General features: G+C 70.6%; 15 protein-coding genes. All 15 read right to left on the bottom strand.

The window, feature by feature from the left end:
- Window positions 1-38 precede the first annotated feature (38 nt).
- A complete protein-coding gene (gene narI / locus Q0283_RS06870; RefSeq protein WP_183524317.1) occupies window positions 39-830 on the bottom strand; it encodes a respiratory nitrate reductase subunit gamma in 792 nt (263 codons plus the stop codon).
- The gene (gene narJ, locus Q0283_RS06875) at window positions 817-1,533 is read right to left on the bottom strand and encodes a nitrate reductase molybdenum cofactor assembly chaperone (protein ID WP_183524313.1); all 717 of its coding nucleotides are present in this window, start codon (window positions 1,531-1,533) and stop codon (window positions 817-819) included. The genes narI and narJ overlap by 14 nt, the downstream gene beginning before the upstream one ends.
- Window positions 1,530-3,260 (bottom strand): nitrate reductase subunit beta, encoded by a 1,731-nt coding sequence (narH, locus tag Q0283_RS06880; protein ID WP_298043970.1) that lies wholly within the window; start codon window positions 3,258-3,260, stop codon window positions 1,530-1,532. Before narH ends, narJ begins: the two co-directional genes overlap by 4 nt.
- On the bottom strand, window positions 3,260-6,982 hold the full coding sequence (locus tag Q0283_RS06885; RefSeq protein ID WP_298043973.1) for a nitrate reductase subunit alpha: 3,723 nt from the start codon (window positions 6,980-6,982) through the stop codon (window positions 3,260-3,262). Before Q0283_RS06885 ends, narH begins: the two co-directional genes overlap by 1 nt.
- Window positions 6,983-7,124: 142 nt before the next feature.
- A complete protein-coding gene (locus Q0283_RS06890; RefSeq protein WP_298043975.1) occupies window positions 7,125-8,678 on the bottom strand; it encodes a sodium:alanine symporter family protein in 1,554 nt (517 codons plus the stop codon).
- Between the two features lie 169 nt (window positions 8,679-8,847).
- Window positions 8,848-10,173: a pitrilysin family protein gene (locus Q0283_RS06895; protein WP_298043977.1), complete on the bottom strand. Its 1,326-nt coding sequence runs from the start codon at window positions 10,171-10,173 to the stop codon at window positions 8,848-8,850.
- Between the two features lie 212 nt (window positions 10,174-10,385).
- Window positions 10,386-12,653, bottom strand: a complete 2,268-nt coding sequence (locus tag Q0283_RS06900) for a polyribonucleotide nucleotidyltransferase (protein WP_183524297.1) — start codon at window positions 12,651-12,653, stop codon at window positions 10,386-10,388.
- A gap of 230 nt (window positions 12,654-12,883) precedes the next feature.
- A complete protein-coding gene (gene rpsO, locus Q0283_RS06905) occupies window positions 12,884-13,153 on the bottom strand; it encodes a 30S ribosomal protein S15 (RefSeq protein WP_010145185.1) in 270 nt (89 codons plus the stop codon).
- 80 nt (window positions 13,154-13,233) lie between these two features.
- Window positions 13,234-14,016, bottom strand: coding sequence for a class I SAM-dependent methyltransferase (locus Q0283_RS06910; protein WP_298043983.1), 783 nt, complete (start codon window positions 14,014-14,016; stop codon window positions 13,234-13,236).
- Window positions 14,013-14,963 (bottom strand): bifunctional riboflavin kinase/FAD synthetase, encoded by a 951-nt coding sequence (locus Q0283_RS06915; protein ID WP_183524291.1) that lies wholly within the window; start codon window positions 14,961-14,963, stop codon window positions 14,013-14,015. The genes Q0283_RS06910 and Q0283_RS06915 overlap by 4 nt, the downstream gene beginning before the upstream one ends.
- Before the next feature lie 58 nt (window positions 14,964-15,021).
- Entirely contained in the window at window positions 15,022-15,477 is a 456-nt protein-coding gene (locus tag Q0283_RS06920; protein ID WP_183524288.1) for a hypothetical protein, read from the bottom strand.
- Window positions 15,470-15,832 carry a hypothetical protein gene (locus tag Q0283_RS06925; protein ID WP_183524285.1) on the bottom strand — a complete coding sequence of 121 codons (363 nt, stop codon included), beginning with the start codon at window positions 15,830-15,832 and terminating at the stop codon, window positions 15,470-15,472. Before Q0283_RS06925 ends, Q0283_RS06920 begins: the two co-directional genes overlap by 8 nt.
- Window positions 15,829-16,758: a tRNA pseudouridine(55) synthase TruB gene (gene truB / locus Q0283_RS06930; RefSeq protein ID WP_298043987.1), complete on the bottom strand. Its 930-nt coding sequence runs from the start codon at window positions 16,756-16,758 to the stop codon at window positions 15,829-15,831. Before truB ends, Q0283_RS06925 begins: the two co-directional genes overlap by 4 nt.
- Window positions 16,755-17,192: a 30S ribosome-binding factor RbfA gene (gene rbfA / locus Q0283_RS06935; protein WP_010145191.1), complete on the bottom strand. Its 438-nt coding sequence runs from the start codon at window positions 17,190-17,192 to the stop codon at window positions 16,755-16,757. Before rbfA ends, truB begins: the two co-directional genes overlap by 4 nt.
- Window positions 17,193-17,227: 35 nt before the next feature.
- Window positions 17,228-19,558: translation initiation factor IF-2 (gene infB / locus Q0283_RS06940; RefSeq protein WP_298043989.1), on the bottom strand; the 2,331-nt coding region annotated here is incomplete at its 5' end.

The raw sequence follows: 19,558 nt of genomic DNA on the forward strand, positions 1-19,558 counted from the left end.
TGGTTCCTGGTCCTGGTTCCTGGTCCTGGCGGCGGGTCCTAGCGGCGGGTCCGGGTACGCTCGCGGTCCGGGGTTCCCACGGGGTCCCAGCCGCGGCGGACGGGGACCGTCCCGCGGCCGGGCCGGCGGCTGTCCCGGGAGCGGTAGACGATGTAGGGACGGAACAGGTAGTGCAGCGGGGCGGTGAAGGCGTGCACCAGCCGGGTGAACGGCCAGACCGCGAACAGGGCGAACGCCCACAGCACGTGGACCTTGAAGCCCAGGGAGGCGGCGGCCATCGCGGCCACGTCCGGCTGCAGGATCCAGATGGAGCGGAACCACGGGGACACGGTGCTGCGGTAGTCCGTCACCGAGTGGTCGAACACGGAGATCGCGGTGACGGCCAGTCCCGCCAGGATCGCCCCCACCAGCAGCACGTACATGAACTTGTCGTTCTTGGTGGTGGCCATGAAGACGGGTCCCGTGGTGCGGCGGCGGTAGACGAGCAGCACGATCCCCACGAGGGTGCCGATGCCGGCGATCGAGCCGATGCCCAGGGCCATCACGTGGTACATGTCCTCCGTGACCCCCAGCGCGTCCGTCCAGGCCCGCGGGATCACCAGTCCCACGATGTGGCCGACCAGCACGGCCAGGATGCCGAAGTGGAACAGCGGGGACGCCCAGCGCAGCAGCCGCGACTCGTACAGCTGGGAGGACCGGGTGGTCCAGCCGAACTGGTCGTAGCGGTAGCGCCAGACGGTGCCCCCGATGAAGAAGGCCAGGACGATGTAGGGCAGCACGCCCCAGAGCAGTACGTCCCAGATGCCGACGGGGGCCTCAGCGCCGTCCATGTCCTGATCCTTCCGAGGTGGGGGTGAAGGGGAGCAACCGCGGGTCGGAGGCGTCCAGCCCGACCGTCTCGGCGGGCGGGCCGTACCCGGCCATGGCCTGCACGGCGCTCTTGTCCGCGGGCGAGGGGCCGGGCAGGGTGGAGCAGACCAGGGCGACGATCCCCTGCTGGGGCAGCGCGTCGTCCCGCAGGGCCAGGCGCAGCAGTTCCAGGGAGGGCCGGTAGCGCTGGAGCAGCTCGTAGCCGGCGTCCGGACTCACCCGGGCGGCGAACTCGAGCACCAGCGGGAGGTAGTCCGGCAGCTCGGCGTCGTCCGGTGCGCAGCCGTGGGAACGGTAGACCTCCTTGAACGCGGCCAGCGCCTCGCCCCGGCGGCGCGTGTCCCCGTCCGTCCAGTAGGTCAGGTGCAGGCTGTGCCGCCGGGACAGGTCGTACTCCCGGACGTAGTCGGACTGGACCTCGTGCAGGGGCCGGGCGGTGAGCCAGTCGACCAGTGGCTGGGTCAGGGCCGGTTCCACGCCGACCTCGGCGAGCGCCGCGCGCACCGGCTCGATCCGCTCCAGCAGCTCCTCGTCCGGATAGGACAGCAGCACCGCCGCCGCCTGCCGCACGACCGCGCTGCGGACCGGGTCGGGGTCCGTGAAGTCCTCCGGGTCCAGGCTGCCCCTCCCGGGCTTGCCCAGCAGCCGCTCCAGGAGCCTCATGCCGTCTCACCGCTTCGGGTGGTGGTGCCGTCGGCCGGACCGGGCGGTTCCTCCACCTGGCCCACGTCCTCGGCCGTGCGGTGCGGGAACAGGCCCTCGGGCGTGCCGTGGCCGTCCCAGTTGAGCAGGTTCACGCGGCCGGCCAGCTGGGTGTTGCCGGTCGGGTCGTCGGCGGTCTGCCGGGCCTGCAGGGCCATGAACGTCTCCTGGGCCACCGGGACCGGCCGCCCGGAGGCCTCCCCGAACCCGCCCATCTGGCCCATGCCGGGGCCACCGTCCACGTCCAGCGAGCAGCCCAGCTCCTCGAGGTTGTGGGCGTCCTCCACGTGGGCCGAGGGGATGACGTAGCGCTCGCCGTACTTGGCGATCGCCATCAGCCGGTACATCTCCTGGACCTGGGCCCCGGTCATGCCGACGGCCCGGGCGATGGACTCGTCCGCCTCCCGGCCCAGGGTGATGTCGCGCATGTAGGAGCGCATGGCGGCGAGCCTGCGCAGCACGTCCGTGACCAGCCGGGTGTCACCGGCGGTGAACAGCTCGGCCAGGTACTCCACCGGGATCCGCAGCGACTCGATGGCCCCGAACAGGTTCTCGGCGTCCTCGCCGTCGTGGCCCTGGTCCTTGAGCAGGTCGACCACCGGGGACAGCGGCGGGACGTACCAGACCATCGGCATGGTCCGGTACTCCGGATGCAGCGGCAGGGCCACCCGCATCTCCTTGGCCAGCTTGTACACCGGCGAGCGCCGGGCCGCGTCGAGCCAGTCCTCGGGGATGCCCTCGGCCCGCGCCGCCTCGATCACGACCGGGTCGTGCGGGTCCATCATGAGGTCGAGCTGGGCCTCGTACAGGTCCTGCTCGTCCGGGACCGAGGCGGCCTCGGTGACCCGGTCGGCGTCGTACAGGAAGATGCCGATGTACCGCAGCCGGCCCACGCAGGTCTCCGCGCACACCGTGGGGATGCCCACCTCCACGCGGGGGTAGCAGAACGTGCACTTCTCGGCCTTGCCGGACTTGTGGTTGTAGTAGATCTTCTTGTACGGGCAGCCGGTCACGCACTGGCGCCAACCGCGGCAGCGGTCCTGGTCCACCAGCACGATTCCGTCCTCGGCGCGCTTGTAGATGGCCCCGGAGGGACAGGAGGCCATGCAGGAGGGGTTCAGGCAGTGCTCGCAGATCCGCGGCAGGTAGAACATGAAGGTCTGCTCGAACTCGAACCTGACCTTGTCCTCCGACTCCCTCCGGACCTTCTCCACGATCGGGTCCAGGTGGCCGGACCCGGCGGTGCCACCCAGGTTGTCGTCCCAGTTCGCCGACCAGGAGATCCTGGTGTCCTTCCCCGTGATCAGTGACTTGGGTCTGGCCACCGGGAAGTCGTCCCCGGCCGGGGCGTTGATGAGGTTCTCGTAGTCGTAGGTCCACGGCTCGTAGTAGTCCTTGAGCTCGGGCTGCACCGGCGAGGCGAAGATCCCGAACATCTTGGCCAGGCGACCCCCGGACTTGAGCCTGAGGTTCCCCCGCCGGTTCAGCTCCCAGCCGCCCCGCCACTTCTCCTGGTCCTCGTACCGGCGCGGATAGCCCTGACCGGGGCGGGTCTCCACGTTGTTGAACCACACGTACTCGGTGCCGGCACGGTTGGTCCAGGCCTGCTTGCACGTCACGGAGCAGGTGTGGCAGCCGATGCATTTGTCCAGTGCCATCACCATGGCGGTCTGGGCCATGATCCTCATCAGTACTGCACCTCCTGGGAGCGCTTGCGGACCACCGAGATGATGTCCCGCTGGTTGCCGGTGGGGCCGAGGTAGTTGAACGCCCAGGACAGGTGCGCGTAGCCGCCGATCATGTGCGTGGGCTTGACCAGGATCCTGGTCACCGAGTTGTGGATGCCCCCGCGCCGTCCCGTGGCCTCGGACTTCGGCACGTCGATGGTGCGTTCCTGGGCGTGGTGGACGTACACGACTCCCTCGGGCATCCGGTGGGAGACGATCGCCCGGCCCACGAACACCCCGTTGTTGTTGACGCACTCCACCCAGTCGTTGTCCGTCACCTCGATGAGCGCGGCGTCCTGGGCGCTCATCCACACGGAGGTGCCGCCGCGGGAGAGCGAGAGCATGAACAGGTTGTCCTGGTACTCCGAGTGGATGGACCACTTGTTGTGCGGGGTCAGGTAGCGCAGCGAGATCGACAGCTCCCCGCGCTCGCCCAGCTTCGGCTCGCCGAACAGGCGGTGCATGTCCAGCGGCGGCCGGTACAGCGGCAGCATCTCCCCCATGTCCTTCATCCAGTCGTGGTCCAGGAAGAAGTGCATGCGCCCGGTCAGGGTGTGGAAGGGCTTGAGGCGCTCGATGTTGACCGTGAACGGGGCGTACCGCCGCCCACCCGTCTCCGAACCGGACCACTCCGGGGAGGTGATCACGGGCACCGGCGCGGCCTGGGTGTCCGCGAAGGTGATCCGCTTCTCCTGGCTGCCGGCGGCCAGGTCCGCCAGCGGCACCCCGGTGCGCTTCTCCAGGGTCTCGAATCCCTGCACGGCCAGTTCCCCGTTGGTGGTCCCGGAGAACATCAGGATGGCCTCGGCCATCCGCGCGTCGGTGTCCACGGCCGGGCGGCCGGCGGCGGCACCGGAGTCGAACACCCCGTGCAGCCGGCCGAGCAGCTCGACCTGCTCGGTGACGTCGTACGTGATGTGCTTGGTCGTGAAGCCCAGCGTCTCCGCCAGCGGCCCGACGGCGGTGAATTTGTCCCCGATGGCCGTGTAGTCCCGCTCCACGATCTTCAGGTTCGGCAGGTTCCTCCCGGGCACGGCCGGCAGGTCGGTGCCCTTCCACTCCGGGACGATGCCCCCGGGCTGGGCGATCTCGCCCGGGGTGTCGTGCGTCAGTGCCGTGGCGACGACGTCCCGGCGCACCCCCAGGTGGGTCCTGGACTGGCGCGAGATCTCCTCGGCGAGCAGCCGGAACAGGTCGTAGTCGGTCTTGGCCTCCCACGGCGGGGTGATCGCGGGGGTGAAGGCGTGCACGTAGGGGTGCATGTCCGTGGAGGACAGGTCGTGCTTCTCGTACCAGGTGGCGGCCGGGAACACCACGTCCGAGAGCAGCGTGGAACTGGTCATCCGGAAGTCCGCGGAGACCAGCAGGTCCAGCTTCCCCTCGGGGGCCTCCTCGTGCCAGCGGACGTCGCGCGGCCGGGACTCGCCGTGGTCCCCGCCCAGCACGTTGTGGTGGGTGCCCAGCAGGTGCTTGAGGAAGTACTCCTCCCCCTTGGCCGAGGACCCGAGGAGGTTCGAGCGCCACAGCACCAGGGTGCGCGGCCAGTTGGCCTCGGCGTCCGGGTCCTCCACCGCCATCTGCAGGGACTCGTCCTTGAGCCGGGCGGCGATCCACTCGGCCTCGGTGGCGGCCTCGCCGTTCCCGACGGCGGCCGCGGCCCGGTCCGCGACGTCCAGCGGGTTCTGGGTGAACTGCGGGTAGAACGGCATCCAGCCCAGGCGGGTGGACTGGGCTATCACGTCCGCGGTGTGCTTGCCCGTCAGGTGGCCCTCGGCCAGCGGGGACTGCAGTGAGTCCGTGGAGTAGCCGTCCGAGCGGAACTGGTCCGTGTGCATGTACCAGAAGGCGGTGCCGATCATGAACCGCGGCGGGCGGGTCCAGTCCGAGGCGGCCGCCATGGCGGCCCAGCCGGTGATGGGCCGGGCCTTCTCCTGGCCGACGTAGTGCGCCCAGCCGCCGCCGTTGCGGCCCTGGCAGCCGCACAGCATCAGCAGCGCCAGGATGGCGCGGTACGTGGCGTCCCCGTGGTACCACTGGCAGATGCCGGCGCCGAGGATGATCATGGACCGCCCGCCGGAGTCCTCGGCGTTCTTGGCGAACTCGCGGGCGGTGCGGATGGCGGCCTCGGCGGGCACCGAGGTGATGTCCTCCTGCCAGGCCGGGGTGTAGGGCGTGTGGGGGTCGTCGTAGCCGCCGGCCCACTGGCCCGGCAGGCCGGCGCGGCCGACACCGTACTGGGCGAGCATCAGGTCGAACACCGTGGTGACCTTCCTCCCGGCCACCTCGGTGACCGGGACCCCCCGGCGGATCACCGACCCGGAGCCGTCCGCGGCGGTGAAGGCGGGCAGGTCCACCACGGAGGCGCCGCCGTCGTACCCCGCGGTGTCCGCCACCGACAACGAGGGCCGCACGCCCTGCAGGTCCAGGTTCCAGCGCCCCTCGTCCCGCTCGTTGTACCGGAAGCCCACGGAGCCCTGCGGCACCACCGGGGTGCCGGCATCCCGGTCCATCAGCACCGTCTTGAAGTGCGGGTCCGCCGCGTCGGCCTCGGCCCCGCCGAGGTCGGCGGCCGTGAGGAACTTGCCGGGCACCACGGTGCCGTCCGCGCGCTCGTCGAGGGTGACGAGGAAGGGCAGGTCCGTGTACTGCAGCACGTAGTCCTCGAAGAACGGCACGCGGCGGTCCACGAAGTTCTCGCGGAGCACCACGTGCCCCATGGACATCGCCAGGGCGGCGTCCGTGCCGGCCTGGGCCGGCAGCCACTCGTCCGCGAACTTGGTGTTGTCCGCGTAGTCCGGGCTGACGGAGACGACCTTGGTGCCGCGGTAGCGCACCTCCGCCATCCAGTGGGCGTCCGGGGTGCGGGTGACGGGGACGTTGGAGCCCCACATCATCAGGTAGGTGGCGTCCCACCAGTCACCGGACTCGGGCACGTCGGTCTGGTCGCCGAACACCTGGGGGCTGGCCACCGGGAGGTCCGCGTACCAGTCGTAGAAGCTGTTCATCACCCCGCCGATGAGGTTGATGAACCGCGCGCCGGCGGCGTGGGAGACCATGGACATGGCCGGGATGGGCGAGAAGCCGGTGCAGCGGTCCGGGCCGTAGGTCCTGATGGTGTGCACGTGGGCGGCCGCGGAGAGCTCGATCGCCTCCTGCCAGCTGGCCCGCACGAGACCGCCCTTGCCGCGGGCCCGCTGGTAGGTGCGGCGCCGGTCCGGGTCCTCGACGATGGACCGCCAGGCCGTCACCGGATCGCCCCCGGTGGCCTTCTTGGCGTCACGGTACATCTGCAGCAGCGTGCCGCGGACGTAGGGGTAGCGCACGCGGGTGGGCGAGTACGTGTACCAGGAGAACGCGGCGCCGCGGGGACAGCCGCGCGGCTCGTACTCGGGGCTGTCCGGGCCGACCGAGGGGTAGTCTGTCTCCTGGGCCTCCCACGTGATGATCCCGTCCTTGACGTACACCTTCCAGGAACAGGACCCGGTGCAGTTCACCCCGTGGGTGGAGCGGACCACCTTGTCGTGACTCCACCGGTTCCGGTAGAACGCGTCACCGTCCCGGCCCCCCTCCCGGAAGACCGCTCGGCCGTCCTCCGTCTCGTCCCACCGGGTGAAGAACCGACCGATGCTGAGCAGTGCCTGAGTTGCCGGACCATCCATTCCGGGCTTGACCGGGGTCACCATGGGGCCACTGTAAGCATGACGAGGCCCCCAGCGGCAGACCCCAGTCATGGGATCGGCCTCCGGAGGCCTCGTGAGGGGCGATGGTCCACCGGTCGGTCACCTGACCGGGTCGTACAGCCCGGTCAGGCCCGTGCGCGTGCCCTCATCGCGCCCGGTCGTGGTCCGCGGGTCCGGGCCCGGCGTCGCCCTCCCGGATGCGCTCCGGGTTGAGCGAGCGGCCGGTGTGCGTGCGGGAGGAGCCGACGACGTTCCCGGACTTCCAGTCCGCCCAGCCCGGACGATCGACCATGAAGTCCTCGATCTCGGCGGCGGAGGCCACGAGCTTCGGGTCGTGCTTGAGGTAGTGACGGGTCTCCCGGGCGATCAGGCCGGACAGGATGAGCAGGCCGATGAGGTTCGGCAGGGCCATCAGGCCGTTCATGATGTCGGAGAAGTTCCAGACGACCGCCAGCGGCACGGTGCAGCCGATGAAGACCACGAGCGAGAACACGACGCGGTACGGCATCACCAGCCGCTGGCCGAAGAGGCGCTCGACGTTGCGCTCGCCGTAGTAGGACCAACCCAGGATGGTGGAGAAGGCGAACATCACCAGGCCGAGGGTGACGATCCAGTGGCCCCACTGGCCCGGCAGGCCGGTGGAGAACGCCTCGCCGGTCATCAGGGCCGCGGAGACCTGTTCGCCGGTCTCCTCGTCGACGCGGTTCCAGGCGCCGGTGGTGATGATGACCAGGCCCGTGCAGCTCACGACGATGATGGTGTCGATGAACGTCTGGGTCATCGAGACCAGGCCCTGGCGGACCGGGTGCGTGGTCTGCGCGGCAGCGGCCGCGATCGCGGCAGAGCCCATGCCGGACTCGTTCGAGAACATGCCGCGGGCCACACCGTACTGGATCGCGATGATCAGGATCGATCCGGTGAACCCGCCGACGGCGGCGGTGCCGGTGAAGGCATCGGTGAAGATCAGGGCGAGGGCGGCCGGGATGTCCACGACGTTGGCGATGAGGATGTACAGCGACGCCGCCACGTAGAAGACGATCATGACCGGCACGAACCCGGCGGTGACCCGGCCGATGGACTTGATGCCGCCCACCAGCACGAGCAGGGTCATCACGGTCAGGATGATGCCGGTGATCCAGGGCAGCAGGCCGAAGGACTCCTCGACGTTGGCCGCGATGGAGTTGGCCTGGGTCATGTTGCCGATGCCGAAGGAGGCCAGGAAGGCGAAGACGGCGAAGGACAGCGCCAGGATCTTCCCGAGCGGGCCCTTGATGGCCTTCTGCAGGTAGTACTGCGGCCCGCCGGACTTGTCCCCGGCCTCGTCGGTGGTCCGGAACCGGACGGCCAGATAGGCCTCCGAGTACTTCGAGGCCATGCCCACCAGGCCGGTCACCCACATCCAGAACAGGGCGCCCGGCCCGCCGATGCCGATGGCGGTGGCCACGCCGACGATGTTGCCGGTGCCCACGGTGGCCGCCAGGGCGGTGGTGAGGGCCTGGAACTGCGAGATGTCACCCTCCTCGGAGTCATCCCGGCGCCGGATGATCCCGAGGTTCAGAGCGGGGAAGAGCTTGTGGAATTGCAGGAACCCCAGCCGGATGGTCAGGTACAGGCCCGTGCCGAGCAGCAGCGGGATGAGAAAGAAGGGCCCCCAGACGAAGGACCCGATGTCTCCCAGGACTTTTTCCAGTTGTTCCATGACGATGGACCGGTCTTTCTCTCACAGGGTGCGATGCCCGTCCCCCACGGGCCTGAACCGGCCACCGCAGCGGCCGGAACGTCCAGAATGTGTCATGCACCACGGCCAGTCAAGCGACGTGCCGACGAATGCGGGAACCTGAACATGATGGACATGTTCAACCGTTCCGTCAGGAGTCGCGGGGCCCGTCCGGCCCGACCACGATCGTGGCCCGCGGCGACTCCGCCAGGCGCCGGGCCACCGCGCGAACCTGCTCGGACGTGACCTGGCGCCACCGGTCCAGGGCGCCGTCCAGGTCCACGAACTCACCGGTCACGAGCTCTGCGCGTCCCAGCCGGGACATCCGGGACCCGGTGTCCTCCAGGCCCAGGACCGTGCCCCCGGACAGCTGTCCGCGGGCGCGGTCGAGCTCCTCGTCGGTGATGCCGTGCTCGGCCAGGCGTTCCAGTTCCCGCACCATCAGCCCGGCCACGGAGTCCGCCCGGGCCGGGGAGCAGCCGGCGTACAGCCCGAAGTAGCCCACGTCCGAGTAGGAGGCCGAGAACGAGTACGTGTTGTAGGCCAGTCCGCGCTTCTCCCGGACCTCCTGGAACAGCCGGGAGCTCATGCCGCCGCCCAGGGCCGAGTTCATCACGGCCAGGGCGAACCGGTCCGGATCCAGGGTGTGCACGGAGCGGCCTCCGACGAGGACCGAGGCCTGCTCCACCGGGCGTGCCACCCGGTGCACGCCCTCGGTGATCCCGGCCCCGGTGTAGACGTGGCTGCGCCGCGGGGCCGGTGCGGCGCCCTCGGGCAGGTCCCAGCCGGAGCGCTGCAGGGCCTGCAGGACCAGCCGGCACACCTCCTCGTGGTCCAGCCCCCCGGCCGCGGTCACCACCAGCTCGTCCGGCCGGTACCACTGCCGGTAGTGGTCCACCACGCGGTCGCGGGAGATCACCCGGATGGCGTCCGGGGTGCCACCGATCGGGCGGCCGAGCGGGTGCCCGTCCAGCAGCCTGATGGCCAGCTCCTCGTGGGCTGTGTCGACGGGGTCGTCGGCGTCCATGGCGAGTTCCTCGAGGATGACGCCCCGCTCGGTCTCCAGTTCCACCGGGTCGATCAGCGCCGAGGTCACCATGTCGGTGATGACCTCGATGGCCATCGGCAGGTCGGTGTCCAGCACCCGTGCGTGGTAGCAGGTGGACTCCTTCGCGGTCGAGGCGTTGGACTCCCCGCCCACGCGGTCGAACGCGGTGGCGATGTCCATCGCGGACCGGTGCGGGGTGCCCTTGAAGAGCAGGTGCTCCAGGAAGTGCGTCGAGCCGAAGCCCCCCTCGGCCTCGTCGCGCGATCCCACGGCGATCCAGAAGCCGATCGTCACCGACCGCTGCTCCGGCATCGACTCCGTGAGCACCCGGACGCCCCCGGGCAGCACGGACCGGCGCACCACGGAGCCGTGCCCGGCGTCCTGGATGGTGCCGGTGAAGTCTGCGGGGATCGGGATGGTGGGAGTCATGTGCCTGAAACTACCAGCGCGCGCCCACGGTTCCGGCCACCGCGCCTGCTCCCGGGTACGCGACAGGCCGGTGGGCCGCACTCTCGTGCGGCCCACCGGCCTGTCAGGACGCGTTCACCCCTCCTCCCGCGGTCCCCGCCCCAGGCGCGGCACCGGCCGGAGCCGGGCTGCGCCGTCGTCGGGACGTCCGGGAGGACCGGCGGGAGGGAGCGTCAGCCCTCCTGGTCCGCGCCCTCGGACTCCTCGGAACCGGACCCGCCCTCGGACGAGGCGCCGTCCTCGACCACGGGGGCCAGGGAGAGCTTGCCGCGGTCGTCGATCTTGGTGATCTCCACCTGGATCTTCTGGCCGACCTCGACGACGTCCTCGACGTCCTCGACGCGCTTGCCCTCGTTGATCTTGCGCAGCTCGGAGATGTGCAGCAGCCCGTCCTTGCCCGGGGTCAGGGACACGAAGGCGCCGAAGGTGGTCAGCTTCACCACGGTGCCGAGGTAGCGCTCACCAACCTCGGGGACCTGCGGGTTGGCGATGGCGTTGACCGCCGACCGGGCGGCCTCGGCCTGCGAGCCCTCGGTGGCGCCGATCAGCACGGTGCCGTCGTCCTCGATGGAGATGTCCGCGCCGGTGTCGTCCTGGATCTGGTTGATCATGGCGCCCTTGGGGCCGATGACCGCACCGATCTTGTCCACCGGGATCTTGATGGCGATGATCCGCGGCGCGTACTGGCTCATCTCGTCCGGTGCGTCGATCGCGGCGTTCAGGACGCCCAGGATGTGCAGCCGGGCCTCACGGGCCTGGGTCAGGGCGGCCGCCAGCACGGAGGCCGGGATGCCGTCCAGCTTGGTGTCCAGCTGGATCGCGGTGACGAACTCGGAGGTGCCGGCCACCTTGAAATCCATGTCACCGAAGGCATCCTCGGCGCCGAGGATGTCGGTCAGGGCCGCGTACCGCGTCTGGCCGTCCACGGTGTCCGAGACGAGGCCCATGGCGATGCCGGCCACGGGGGCCTTCAGCGGCACGCCGGCGTTGAGCATCGACAGGGTCGAGGCGCAGACCGAGCCCATGGAGGTGGAGCCGTTGGAGCTCAGGGCCTCGGAGACCTGGCGGATGGCGTAGGGGAACTCCTCGCGGGAGGGCAGCACGGGCACGATGGCCCGCTCGGCCAGTGCGCCGTGGCCGATCTCGCGGCGCTTCGGGGAACCCACGCGGCCGGTCTCGCCGGTGGAGTACGGCGGGAAGTTGTAGTGGTGGATGTAGCGCTTGGAGGTCTCCGGGGCCAGCGAGTCGATCTGCTGTTCCATCTTGAGCATGTTCAGCGTGGTGACACCCATGATCTGGGTCTCCCCGCGCTCGAAGATGGCGGAGCCGTGCACGCGCGGCAGGACCTCGACCTCGGCGGTCAGCTTGCGGATGTCCGTCAGGCCACGGCCGTCGATGCGGACCTGGTCCTTGAGGATGCGCTGGCGCACGACCTGCTTGGTGACGGCACCGTAGGCCTTGGCGACCTCCTGGCGGCGCTCGGCGAAGGCCGCGCCCTCACCGGTCAGTGCCTCGATGACCTCGAGGTGGTAGGCGTCGGAGGCGTTCTGGCGCTCCTGCTTGTCACCGATCGAGTAGATCTCGGTCAGCCGGGCGGCGGCGAACTCCTCCACCGCGGCGTAGGCGTCGTCCTCGTAGTCCTTGAAGACGGGGACGTCCACCGGGGCCTTGGCCGCGCGGGCGGCCAGGTCGGCCTGGGCCTCGCACAGGGCCTTGATGAACGGCTTGGCGGCCTCGAGGCCCTCGGCCACGATCTCCTCGGTGGGGGCGGTGGCGCCCTGGTCCTTGACCAGGCTCCAGACGCCGGGGGTGGCCTCTGCCTCGACCATCATCACGGCGATGTCGTCACCGGCCACGCGGCCGGCCACGGCCATGTTGAACACGGCGTTCTCCAGCTGCGAGTGCTTCGGGAAGGCGACCCACTGGCGGTTGCCGGCGCCGTCGTCGATCAGGGCGACGCGCACGCCGCCGATCGGGCCGGAGAACGGCAGGCCCGAGAGCTGGGTGGACATGGACGCGGCGTTGATGGCCACGGTGTCGTAGATCTCGTCCGGGGCGATCGAGGTGACGGTCACGACGACCTGCACCTCGTTGCGGATGCCCTTGGTGAAGGCCGGGCGCAGCGGACGGTCGATCAGGCGGCAGGTGAGGATGGCGTCCGTGGTCGGACGGCCCTCACGCCGGAAGAACGAGCCGGGGATGCGGCCGGCGGCGTACATCCGCTCCTCCACGTCCACGGTGAGCGGGAAGAAGTCGAAGCCCTCGCGCGGGGACTTGCCGACGGTGGTGGCGGACAGCATCGACGTCTCCTCGTCGATGTAGACCATGGCCGCACCGGCGGCCTGCTGGGCCAGGCGGCCCGTCTCGAAGCGCACGACGCGCTGGCCGTAGGAGCCGTTGTCGATGACGGCTTCGGCGAACTGGATCTCGGGACCCTCCATGGGTGGGTGTCCTTTCGTAGCGGCCCGCCGCGTCACCACCCGGTCTTCGATCGAAGCCCCCGGACGCTTGGGTTCCGGAGGCCACTGTCGAGGACCGCGAACGGCGACTCGTGAGCGGGCATGGATAGAGATGGTGGGAGCCGTGCGCTCGGCGCGGTCCCCCGGATAAGACTAGAGGCGGCGACCCGCTGGGGGGAAACCCCCACGCGGACCGCCGCCCCTACGTCACGTCACTTACGCAGGCCCAGACGCTCGATCAGGGCGCGGTAGCGCGCGATGTCGGTCTTCTCGAGGTAGCCGAGCATGCGACGACGGCGACCGACCAGGGCCATCAGGCCGCGGCGGGTGTGGTGGTCGTGCTTGTGCGACTTCAGGTGCTCCGTCAGGTCCTTGATGCGCCGGGACAGCACGGCGATCTGGACCTCGGGGGAACCGGTGTCACCCTCGTGGGTGGCGTATTCCTTGATGATGGACGTCTTGACGGCGGGGTCGAGTGCCACGCGAACTCCTCATGAGTTGTGCCGCGATCAGAGAGGACGGTCCCGCCACCGCGGACTGCAGCGGGCGCCAGCCGTCCATCCTAGCAGAGGGGCCGGACCTCGCAACGCCACGCGCTCGTGACGTACGGCAGCTCCAGCAGCTCCCCGGGCGCGTGTCCCAGGTGCTCGAGGAGGTACCAGTCCAGGTTGGCGCGCATCCGGTCACGCACGGCGTCCGTGGCGCGCAGGTGGTAGGACCGGGTGGCCATCAGGTCGTGGAGCCCCTCCGGGGTGATCGGCTGGGTCCAGTGCCACCACCGGCCCTCGGGTGCCGTGAACCGCTCCCCCACGGCCGGAGGCTGCCGCGGCGGGTGCACGTCACCGGCGTGCATGATCCGGCTGAGCCGGTGGACCCAGGGCACCGAGGTGTCCAGCTGGTTGGAGACGATGCCCAGCACGCCGCGCCCGAGCAGCCGTGCGGCCTCCCCGGCCCCGGCCTCGGGATCGATCCAGTGCCAGGCCTGGGCGGCGGTCACCACGTCCGCGCAGCCGTCCGGCAGCCCGGTCCGCTCGCCCTCGGCCTGCACGGTGCGCACGCGGGGCAGTGCGGCCCGCAGGACCTCGAGCATCGCCGCGGAGGGATCGACGGCGCTCACCTCCAGTCCGTGGGCGTCCAGCAGGGCGGTGAACAGTCCCGTGCCGGCCCCGAGGTCCACGGCGGTCCGGGCGCCGGCGGGGACCAGGAAGTCCACCACGCCGGCCGGATAGGACGGCCGGATCGCGTCGTAGCGCCGGCCGGTGGCGAGGAACGCCTCGCCCTGGTGAAGCCGGGCGGCCTCCGTCAGCCGGGGGGCGGCCGTCGGGCGCGGGGGGACGGGACTCACGAGGGGACGGCCAGGACCTGACGGGTGCGGTCGACGTCGTCGGTCATCTGCTCGATCAGCTTCGGGATGCCCTCGAAGGCGACCATGCCGCGCAGCCGCTCGACGAACTCGACCGCGACCTGCTGGCCGTACAGGTCGAAGTCCTCCACGGCCTCGTCCGGCCGGTCGATCACGTGGGCCTCGACCACGCGGGAGACCCCGTCGAAGGTCGGGTTGGAACCCACGGAGATCGCCGCCGGCCAGCGGCGGCCGGATTCCTCGTGCAGCCAGCCCGCGTACACGCCGTCGGCCGGGATCATCCCCTGGACCTCGTCCGAGAGGTTGGCGGTGGGGAAGCCCAGTTCCCGGCCGCGGGCGAACCCGTGCACGACCTCGCCGTGGACGCGGTGGTTCCGGCCGAGCACCCCGGCGGCCTCGGAGACGTCCCCGGCGCGCAGCGCGTCCCGGATCCAGGTGGAGGAGCACCGGCGGTCCTCGCCGTAGTCGGCCACCGGCACCACGTCGAAGTGGTACTTCTGGCCCAGGGCGCACATCGTGTCGAAGTCGCCGGCGTTGCGGTACCCGAAGCGGACGTCGCGGCCGACCACCACGGTGCGGGCATGCAGGGCGTTGACGATGACGTTGCGCACGAACTCCTCGGGGCTCTGCTGGGCGAACTCGAGGGTGTAGTGGATGACGACCAGGCCGTCCAGGCCCACCTGGGACAGCAGGCGGGACTTCTCCTGCAGGTCCGTGATGGACTCCTGCGGCTCGTTGGGCCGGTGCACCACGCGCGGGTGCGGGTCGAAGGTGATCGCGATCGCGCACTGCCCGGCGGAGCGGGCCGTGGAGACCACGTGCTCGAGCACCTGCCGGTGTCCTCGGTGCACGCCGTCGAAGTTCCCGATGGTGACGACGGACGGCTCGAGTCCCGGGGGCACCTCGGCCAGCCCGTCCCAGTAGTGCACTACGGTCCTTCCGCCTCGTCGGTCCTTCAGGTCCACGGGATTCCGGGGACCCTGAACATTATCCACCCGCTCCGGTGCGGCCTGCGACCTCGTCACGGTGCGTGAGCAGCCAGGCCAGGCCGAGGAGGGGCAGGACGAGCGGGATGTAGCCGTAACCGGCGCCGAAACGGCTCCACACGGTGTCGTCCGCGAACAGCTCCGGGTCCAGCACGGTCCACAGGCCCACGCCGAGCACCCCGGCCAGTTCCACCAGGACGGCGACCAGGGAGACGTACCAGGCGGTGCGCCCCGTGCGGGCCAGGGACAGCGTGGCCACGATGTAGACGGCGGCGGCGAAGGCGGAGAGCAGGTAGGCCAGCGGGGCGGCGGAGAACTCCGTGGCGAGCTGGTACAGCGACCGGGCGAAGGAGGACAGGGCGAAGACGGCGTAGACCATCACCAGGATGCGGCCCAGCCCCTGGTTGCGCTTCGGCCGGGCGGGCGCACCCCCGGACTCGAGGACCTTCTCAGCCAAACCAGATCACCTGCATCCTGTACAACATCACGAAGACGGTGGGGCCGACGGCGGCCATCACCAGGTTGGACCAACGGGTCTTGTCCGTCACGGCCCACACGAAGGCCACCAGGGGCACCACCAGCGCGGTGAGGACGTACCCCCAGAACTCCCAGAGGGCTCCGCTGACCGCCTCACCCCCGGACATCCGGAACGCCGCCCCGGTGCCGTAGACGAGCAGGAATAGCTCGACGGCGGCGATCGAGAGGATCGAGGCGTCCGCCGGGAAGCGGCGCAGCACCGTCATGACGACGCAGATGAGCAGGGAGAGGGCACACACCACCGTCCCCGCCCAGAACCAGGCATCGAGGATCACGGGGCACCGTCCGACGCGGCCGGCGCGAACACGATCTCCGGCTTGGCCCTGCCGTCCCGGTCGCTGAGGAGCGCGACGACGGCTCCGTCCGGGGCCTGCCCCGCCACGGTGCCCTCACGACCGGTCGCGGTGATCCGCCGGCCGAAGGACAGCTCCACCGCCTCGTCCGGGGTCAGCCGGCGGACGGGGAACAATCCGGCGGCGGCCTCGGACAGGTCCGTCGCGGTGAACCGCTCCCCCAGCTGCTCGATGGTCACGGCGTCGGCCACCGAGAACGGCCCGACGGCGGTGCGGCGCAGCGCTGTCAGGTGCCCGCCGGTGTCCAGCGCCTCGCCGAGGTCCCGGGCCAGGGCCCGGATGTAGGAACCGGAGGAGCAGTCGACCTCCACGTCCAGGTCCACGATGCGCCCGCCGTCCAGGCGCCGGAACCCGGTCAGCTCGAAACGGCGGACGGTGACCGGCCGGGCCTCGAGGGTGACGTCCTCACCGGAGCGGACCCGGTCGTAGGCGCGCCGGCCGTCCACCTTGATGGCGGACACGGCCGAGGGCACCTGCTGGATCGCGCCGGTCAGCGGGAGCATCGCCGCACGCACCCGGTCCTCGGTGACGGCGTTGGCGAGCCTGGTCTGCACGACCTCGCCCTCGGCGTCGTCGGTGACCGTGCTCTGGCCGAGCCGCACGGTGGCCAGGTAGGTCTTGTCGGACCCGGTGATGGCGGTGAGCAGCCGGGTGGCCTTGTTGAAGCCGACCACGAGCAGGCCCGTGGCCATCGGGTCGAGGGTGCCGGCGTGGCCGACCTTCCGGGTGCCGGCCAGCCGGCGGACCTTCCCGACGACGTCGTGGGAGGTCCAGCCGGCCGGCTTGTCCACCAGCACCAGCCCGGAGGCGGAGGTGCCCGGAGCGCCCTCGGGCAGCTCCCGGCTCACCGGGGGCTGTCCTCGTCCCCGTCCGTGCGGTAGGGGTCGGCCTCTCCCGCGAAGGAGGCGTTCTGCCGCTGGCGGGCCAGCTCGGCGTCACGCTCCTTCGCCTGCTGGAGGACCTGTTCGAGGTGTGCCGCCGCCTCGGGGACGTCGTCGGCCACGAACTCCAGGGTCGGCACCAGCCGGATGGTCAGCTGGCGGCCGACCTCGTGCCGGATGGCGCCCCGGTGGGTCTCGAGGACCTCCCGGACACCCTCGGCGGCCGTGCCGTCACCGAGCACCGTGTAGTACACGGTGGCGTGCTGCAGGTCGTTGGTGACCCGCACCTCGGTGATCGTGATCGACTCCGTCCGGTCGTCCTTGACCCGCTTGCGCAGGGCCTCGGCGACCAGCACCTTGATGCGTTGGGCCAGTCGGCCCGCGCGTGCCGGATCGGCCATGGGACTTCAGTCCTTTCTTCCGTGTCGGACGCGCATCAGGCGCGCGGCTTCTCCTGCATCTCGAAGGTCTCGATGACGTCGCCTTCCTTGATGTCGTTGAAGCCGCCCAGGCCGATACCGCACTCGTAGCCCTCGCGGACCTCGGTGGCGTCGTCCTTGAACCGGCGCAGGGACTCGATCTTGAGGTTCCCGGCCACCACGGCGCCGTCCCGCACGAGGCGGGCCGCGGCGTTGCGGCGGATGAGGCCGGACCGGACCAGCGAACCGGCGATGCTGCCCCACTTGGAGGAGCGGAAGACCTCGCGGACCTCCGCGCTGCCCAGCTGGACCTCCTCGTACTCCGGCTTGAGCATGCCCTTGAGCGCTGCCTCGATGTCGTCGATCGCGTCGTAGATCACCGAGTAGAAGCGCATGTCCACGCCCTCCTTGTCGGCGAGGTCGGCGACGCGCTCGGCCGGGCGGACGTTGAAGCCGATGATGATGGCGTTGTCCACCGTGGCCAGGTTGACGTCGTTCTGGGTGATCGCACCCACACCGCGGTGGATGACGCGCAGCTGCACGTCGTCCCCGACCTCGATCTCCAGCAGGGAGTCCTCGAGCGCCTCGACGGCACCGGAGGCATCGCCCTTGATGATGAGGTTGAGGGTGTCGATCTTGCCCTCGGCCACGGCCTGGTCGAAGTTCTCCAGGGAGATCCGCTTGCGGCGCTTGGCCAACATGGCGTTGCGGTCCGCCGCCTCGCGCTTCTCGGCGATCTGGCGGGCGGTGCGGTCGTCCTCGGTGACCAGGAAGGTGTCACCGGCCCGGGGCACGGAGGACAGGCCCAGCACCTGGACCGGACGGGAGGGCAGCGCCTCCGTGACGGTCTCGCCGTTGTCGTCGAACATCGCCCGGACGCGGCCGTGGGCGTTGCCCACCACCATGTTGTCCCCGACGTGCAGGGTTCCGGACTGCACCAGGACGGTGACCACGGAACCGCGGCCCTTGTCCAGGTTGGCCTCGATGGCCACGCCACGAGCGCCCTTGTTCGGGTTCGCGGTCAGGTCCAGCGCCGCATCCGCGGTGAGCAGGACGGCGGAGAGCAGGTCCTCGATGTTGAGGTTGTTCTTCGCCGAGACGTCCACGAACATCGTGTCGCCGCCGTACTCCTCCGGCACCAGCCCGTACTCGGTGAGCTGGCCGCGGATCTTGTCCGGTGAGGCCTCCGGCTTGTCAATCTTGTTGACCGCCACCACGATCGGCACACCGGCCGCCTTGGCGTGGTTCAGGGCCTCGACGGTCTGCGGCATGACGCCGTCGTCCGCGGCGACCACGAGCACGGCGATGTCCGTGACCTTGGCACCACGGGCACGCATGGCGGTGAACGCCTCGTGGCCCGGGGTGTCGATGAAGGTCAGCTGGCGCGGCGTGCCGTCGTGCTCGAAGTCCACCTGGTAGGCGCCGATGTGCTGGGTGATGCCGCCGGCCTCGCCCTCGATCACCTTGGTGGAGCGGATGGCATCCAGCAGGCGCGTCTTGCCGTGGTCCACGTGGCCCATGACGGTGACGACGGCCGGACGGCGCTCGAGGTCCTCCTCGGTCTCGGCGGCCTCCTCGGCCTCGAGATCGATGTCGAAGGTCTCCAGCAGCTCCTTGTCCTCGTCCTCGGGGGACACGATCTCGATCGTGTAGCCGAGTTCGCCGGCGAGCACCGCGAAGGTGTCCTCGTCCAGGGACTGGTTGGCGTTGGCCATCTCACCGAGCTGGAACAGCACCTTCACCAGCGCCGCCGAATCGGCATTGATCTTCTCGGCCAGGTCGGCCAGCGAGGAACCACGGCGCAGGCGGATGGTCTCGCCACTGCCGCGGGGGACCTTGACGCCGCCGATCTCGCGAGTCTGCTGCTCCAGCTCCTGACGCTTCGCGCGCTTCGACTTGCGCTGCTTGCCCCGCGGACCGCCACCGCGGCCGAAGGCACCCTGGGTGCCGCCACGGGCCGTGCGGCCGCCGCGCGGACCGCCACCGGCGGGCCCGCCGCCGGTGCCGCCACCGGGACGGCCACGGCCGCCCGGACGGGCCGAGGCGGGAGCGGGCTTGTTGATGTGGCCGGGCATCATGTTCGGGCTCGGGCGTGGGCCGCCCGGACGCGGAGCCGCGGGAGTGCCGGCACCGGCGCCCGCACGGGGGGCACCCGCCGGACGGGGACCACCCGGACGCGTACCGCCGGAGCGCTCCTCCGGACGACCGGACCGCATGCCCTGCTTGGGTGCGAACGGGTTGTTGCCCGGACGCGGGCCACCGGGACGGGGACCGCCTGGACGCGGGGCGCCGGCACGGGCGCCGGAGTCCTTGGAGGTGAACGGGTTGTTCCCGGGACGGGCCCCACC

The organism is uncultured Citricoccus sp. (assembly GCF_937871995.1).
GTDB lineage: Bacteria > Actinomycetota > Actinomycetes > Actinomycetales > Micrococcaceae > Citricoccus.

Excerpts from the sequence above, each read along its gene's own strand:
- narI (WP_183524317.1), bottom strand. The coding sequence starts at position 830 with ATGGACGGCGCTGAGGCCCCCGTCGGCATCTGGGACGTACTGCTCTGG.
- rbfA (WP_010145191.1), bottom strand. The coding sequence starts at position 17,192 with ATGGCCGATCCGGCACGCGCGGGCCGACTGGCCCAACGCATCAAGGTG.
- narH (WP_298043970.1), bottom strand. The coding sequence starts at position 3,260 with ATGAGGATCATGGCCCAGACCGCCATGGTGATGGCACTGGACAAATGC.
- Q0283_RS06885 (WP_298043973.1), bottom strand. The coding sequence starts at position 6,982 with ATGGTGACCCCGGTCAAGCCCGGAATGGATGGTCCGGCAACTCAGGCA.
- Q0283_RS06900 (WP_183524297.1), bottom strand. The coding sequence starts at position 12,653 with ATGGAGGGTCCCGAGATCCAGTTCGCCGAAGCCGTCATCGACAACGGC.
- Q0283_RS06895 (WP_298043977.1), bottom strand. The coding sequence starts at position 10,173 with ATGACTCCCACCATCCCGATCCCCGCAGACTTCACCGGCACCATCCAG.
- narJ (WP_183524313.1), bottom strand. The coding sequence starts at position 1,533 with ATGAGGCTCCTGGAGCGGCTGCTGGGCAAGCCCGGGAGGGGCAGCCTG.
- Q0283_RS06890 (WP_298043975.1), bottom strand. The coding sequence starts at position 8,678 with ATGGAACAACTGGAAAAAGTCCTGGGAGACATCGGGTCCTTCGTCTGG.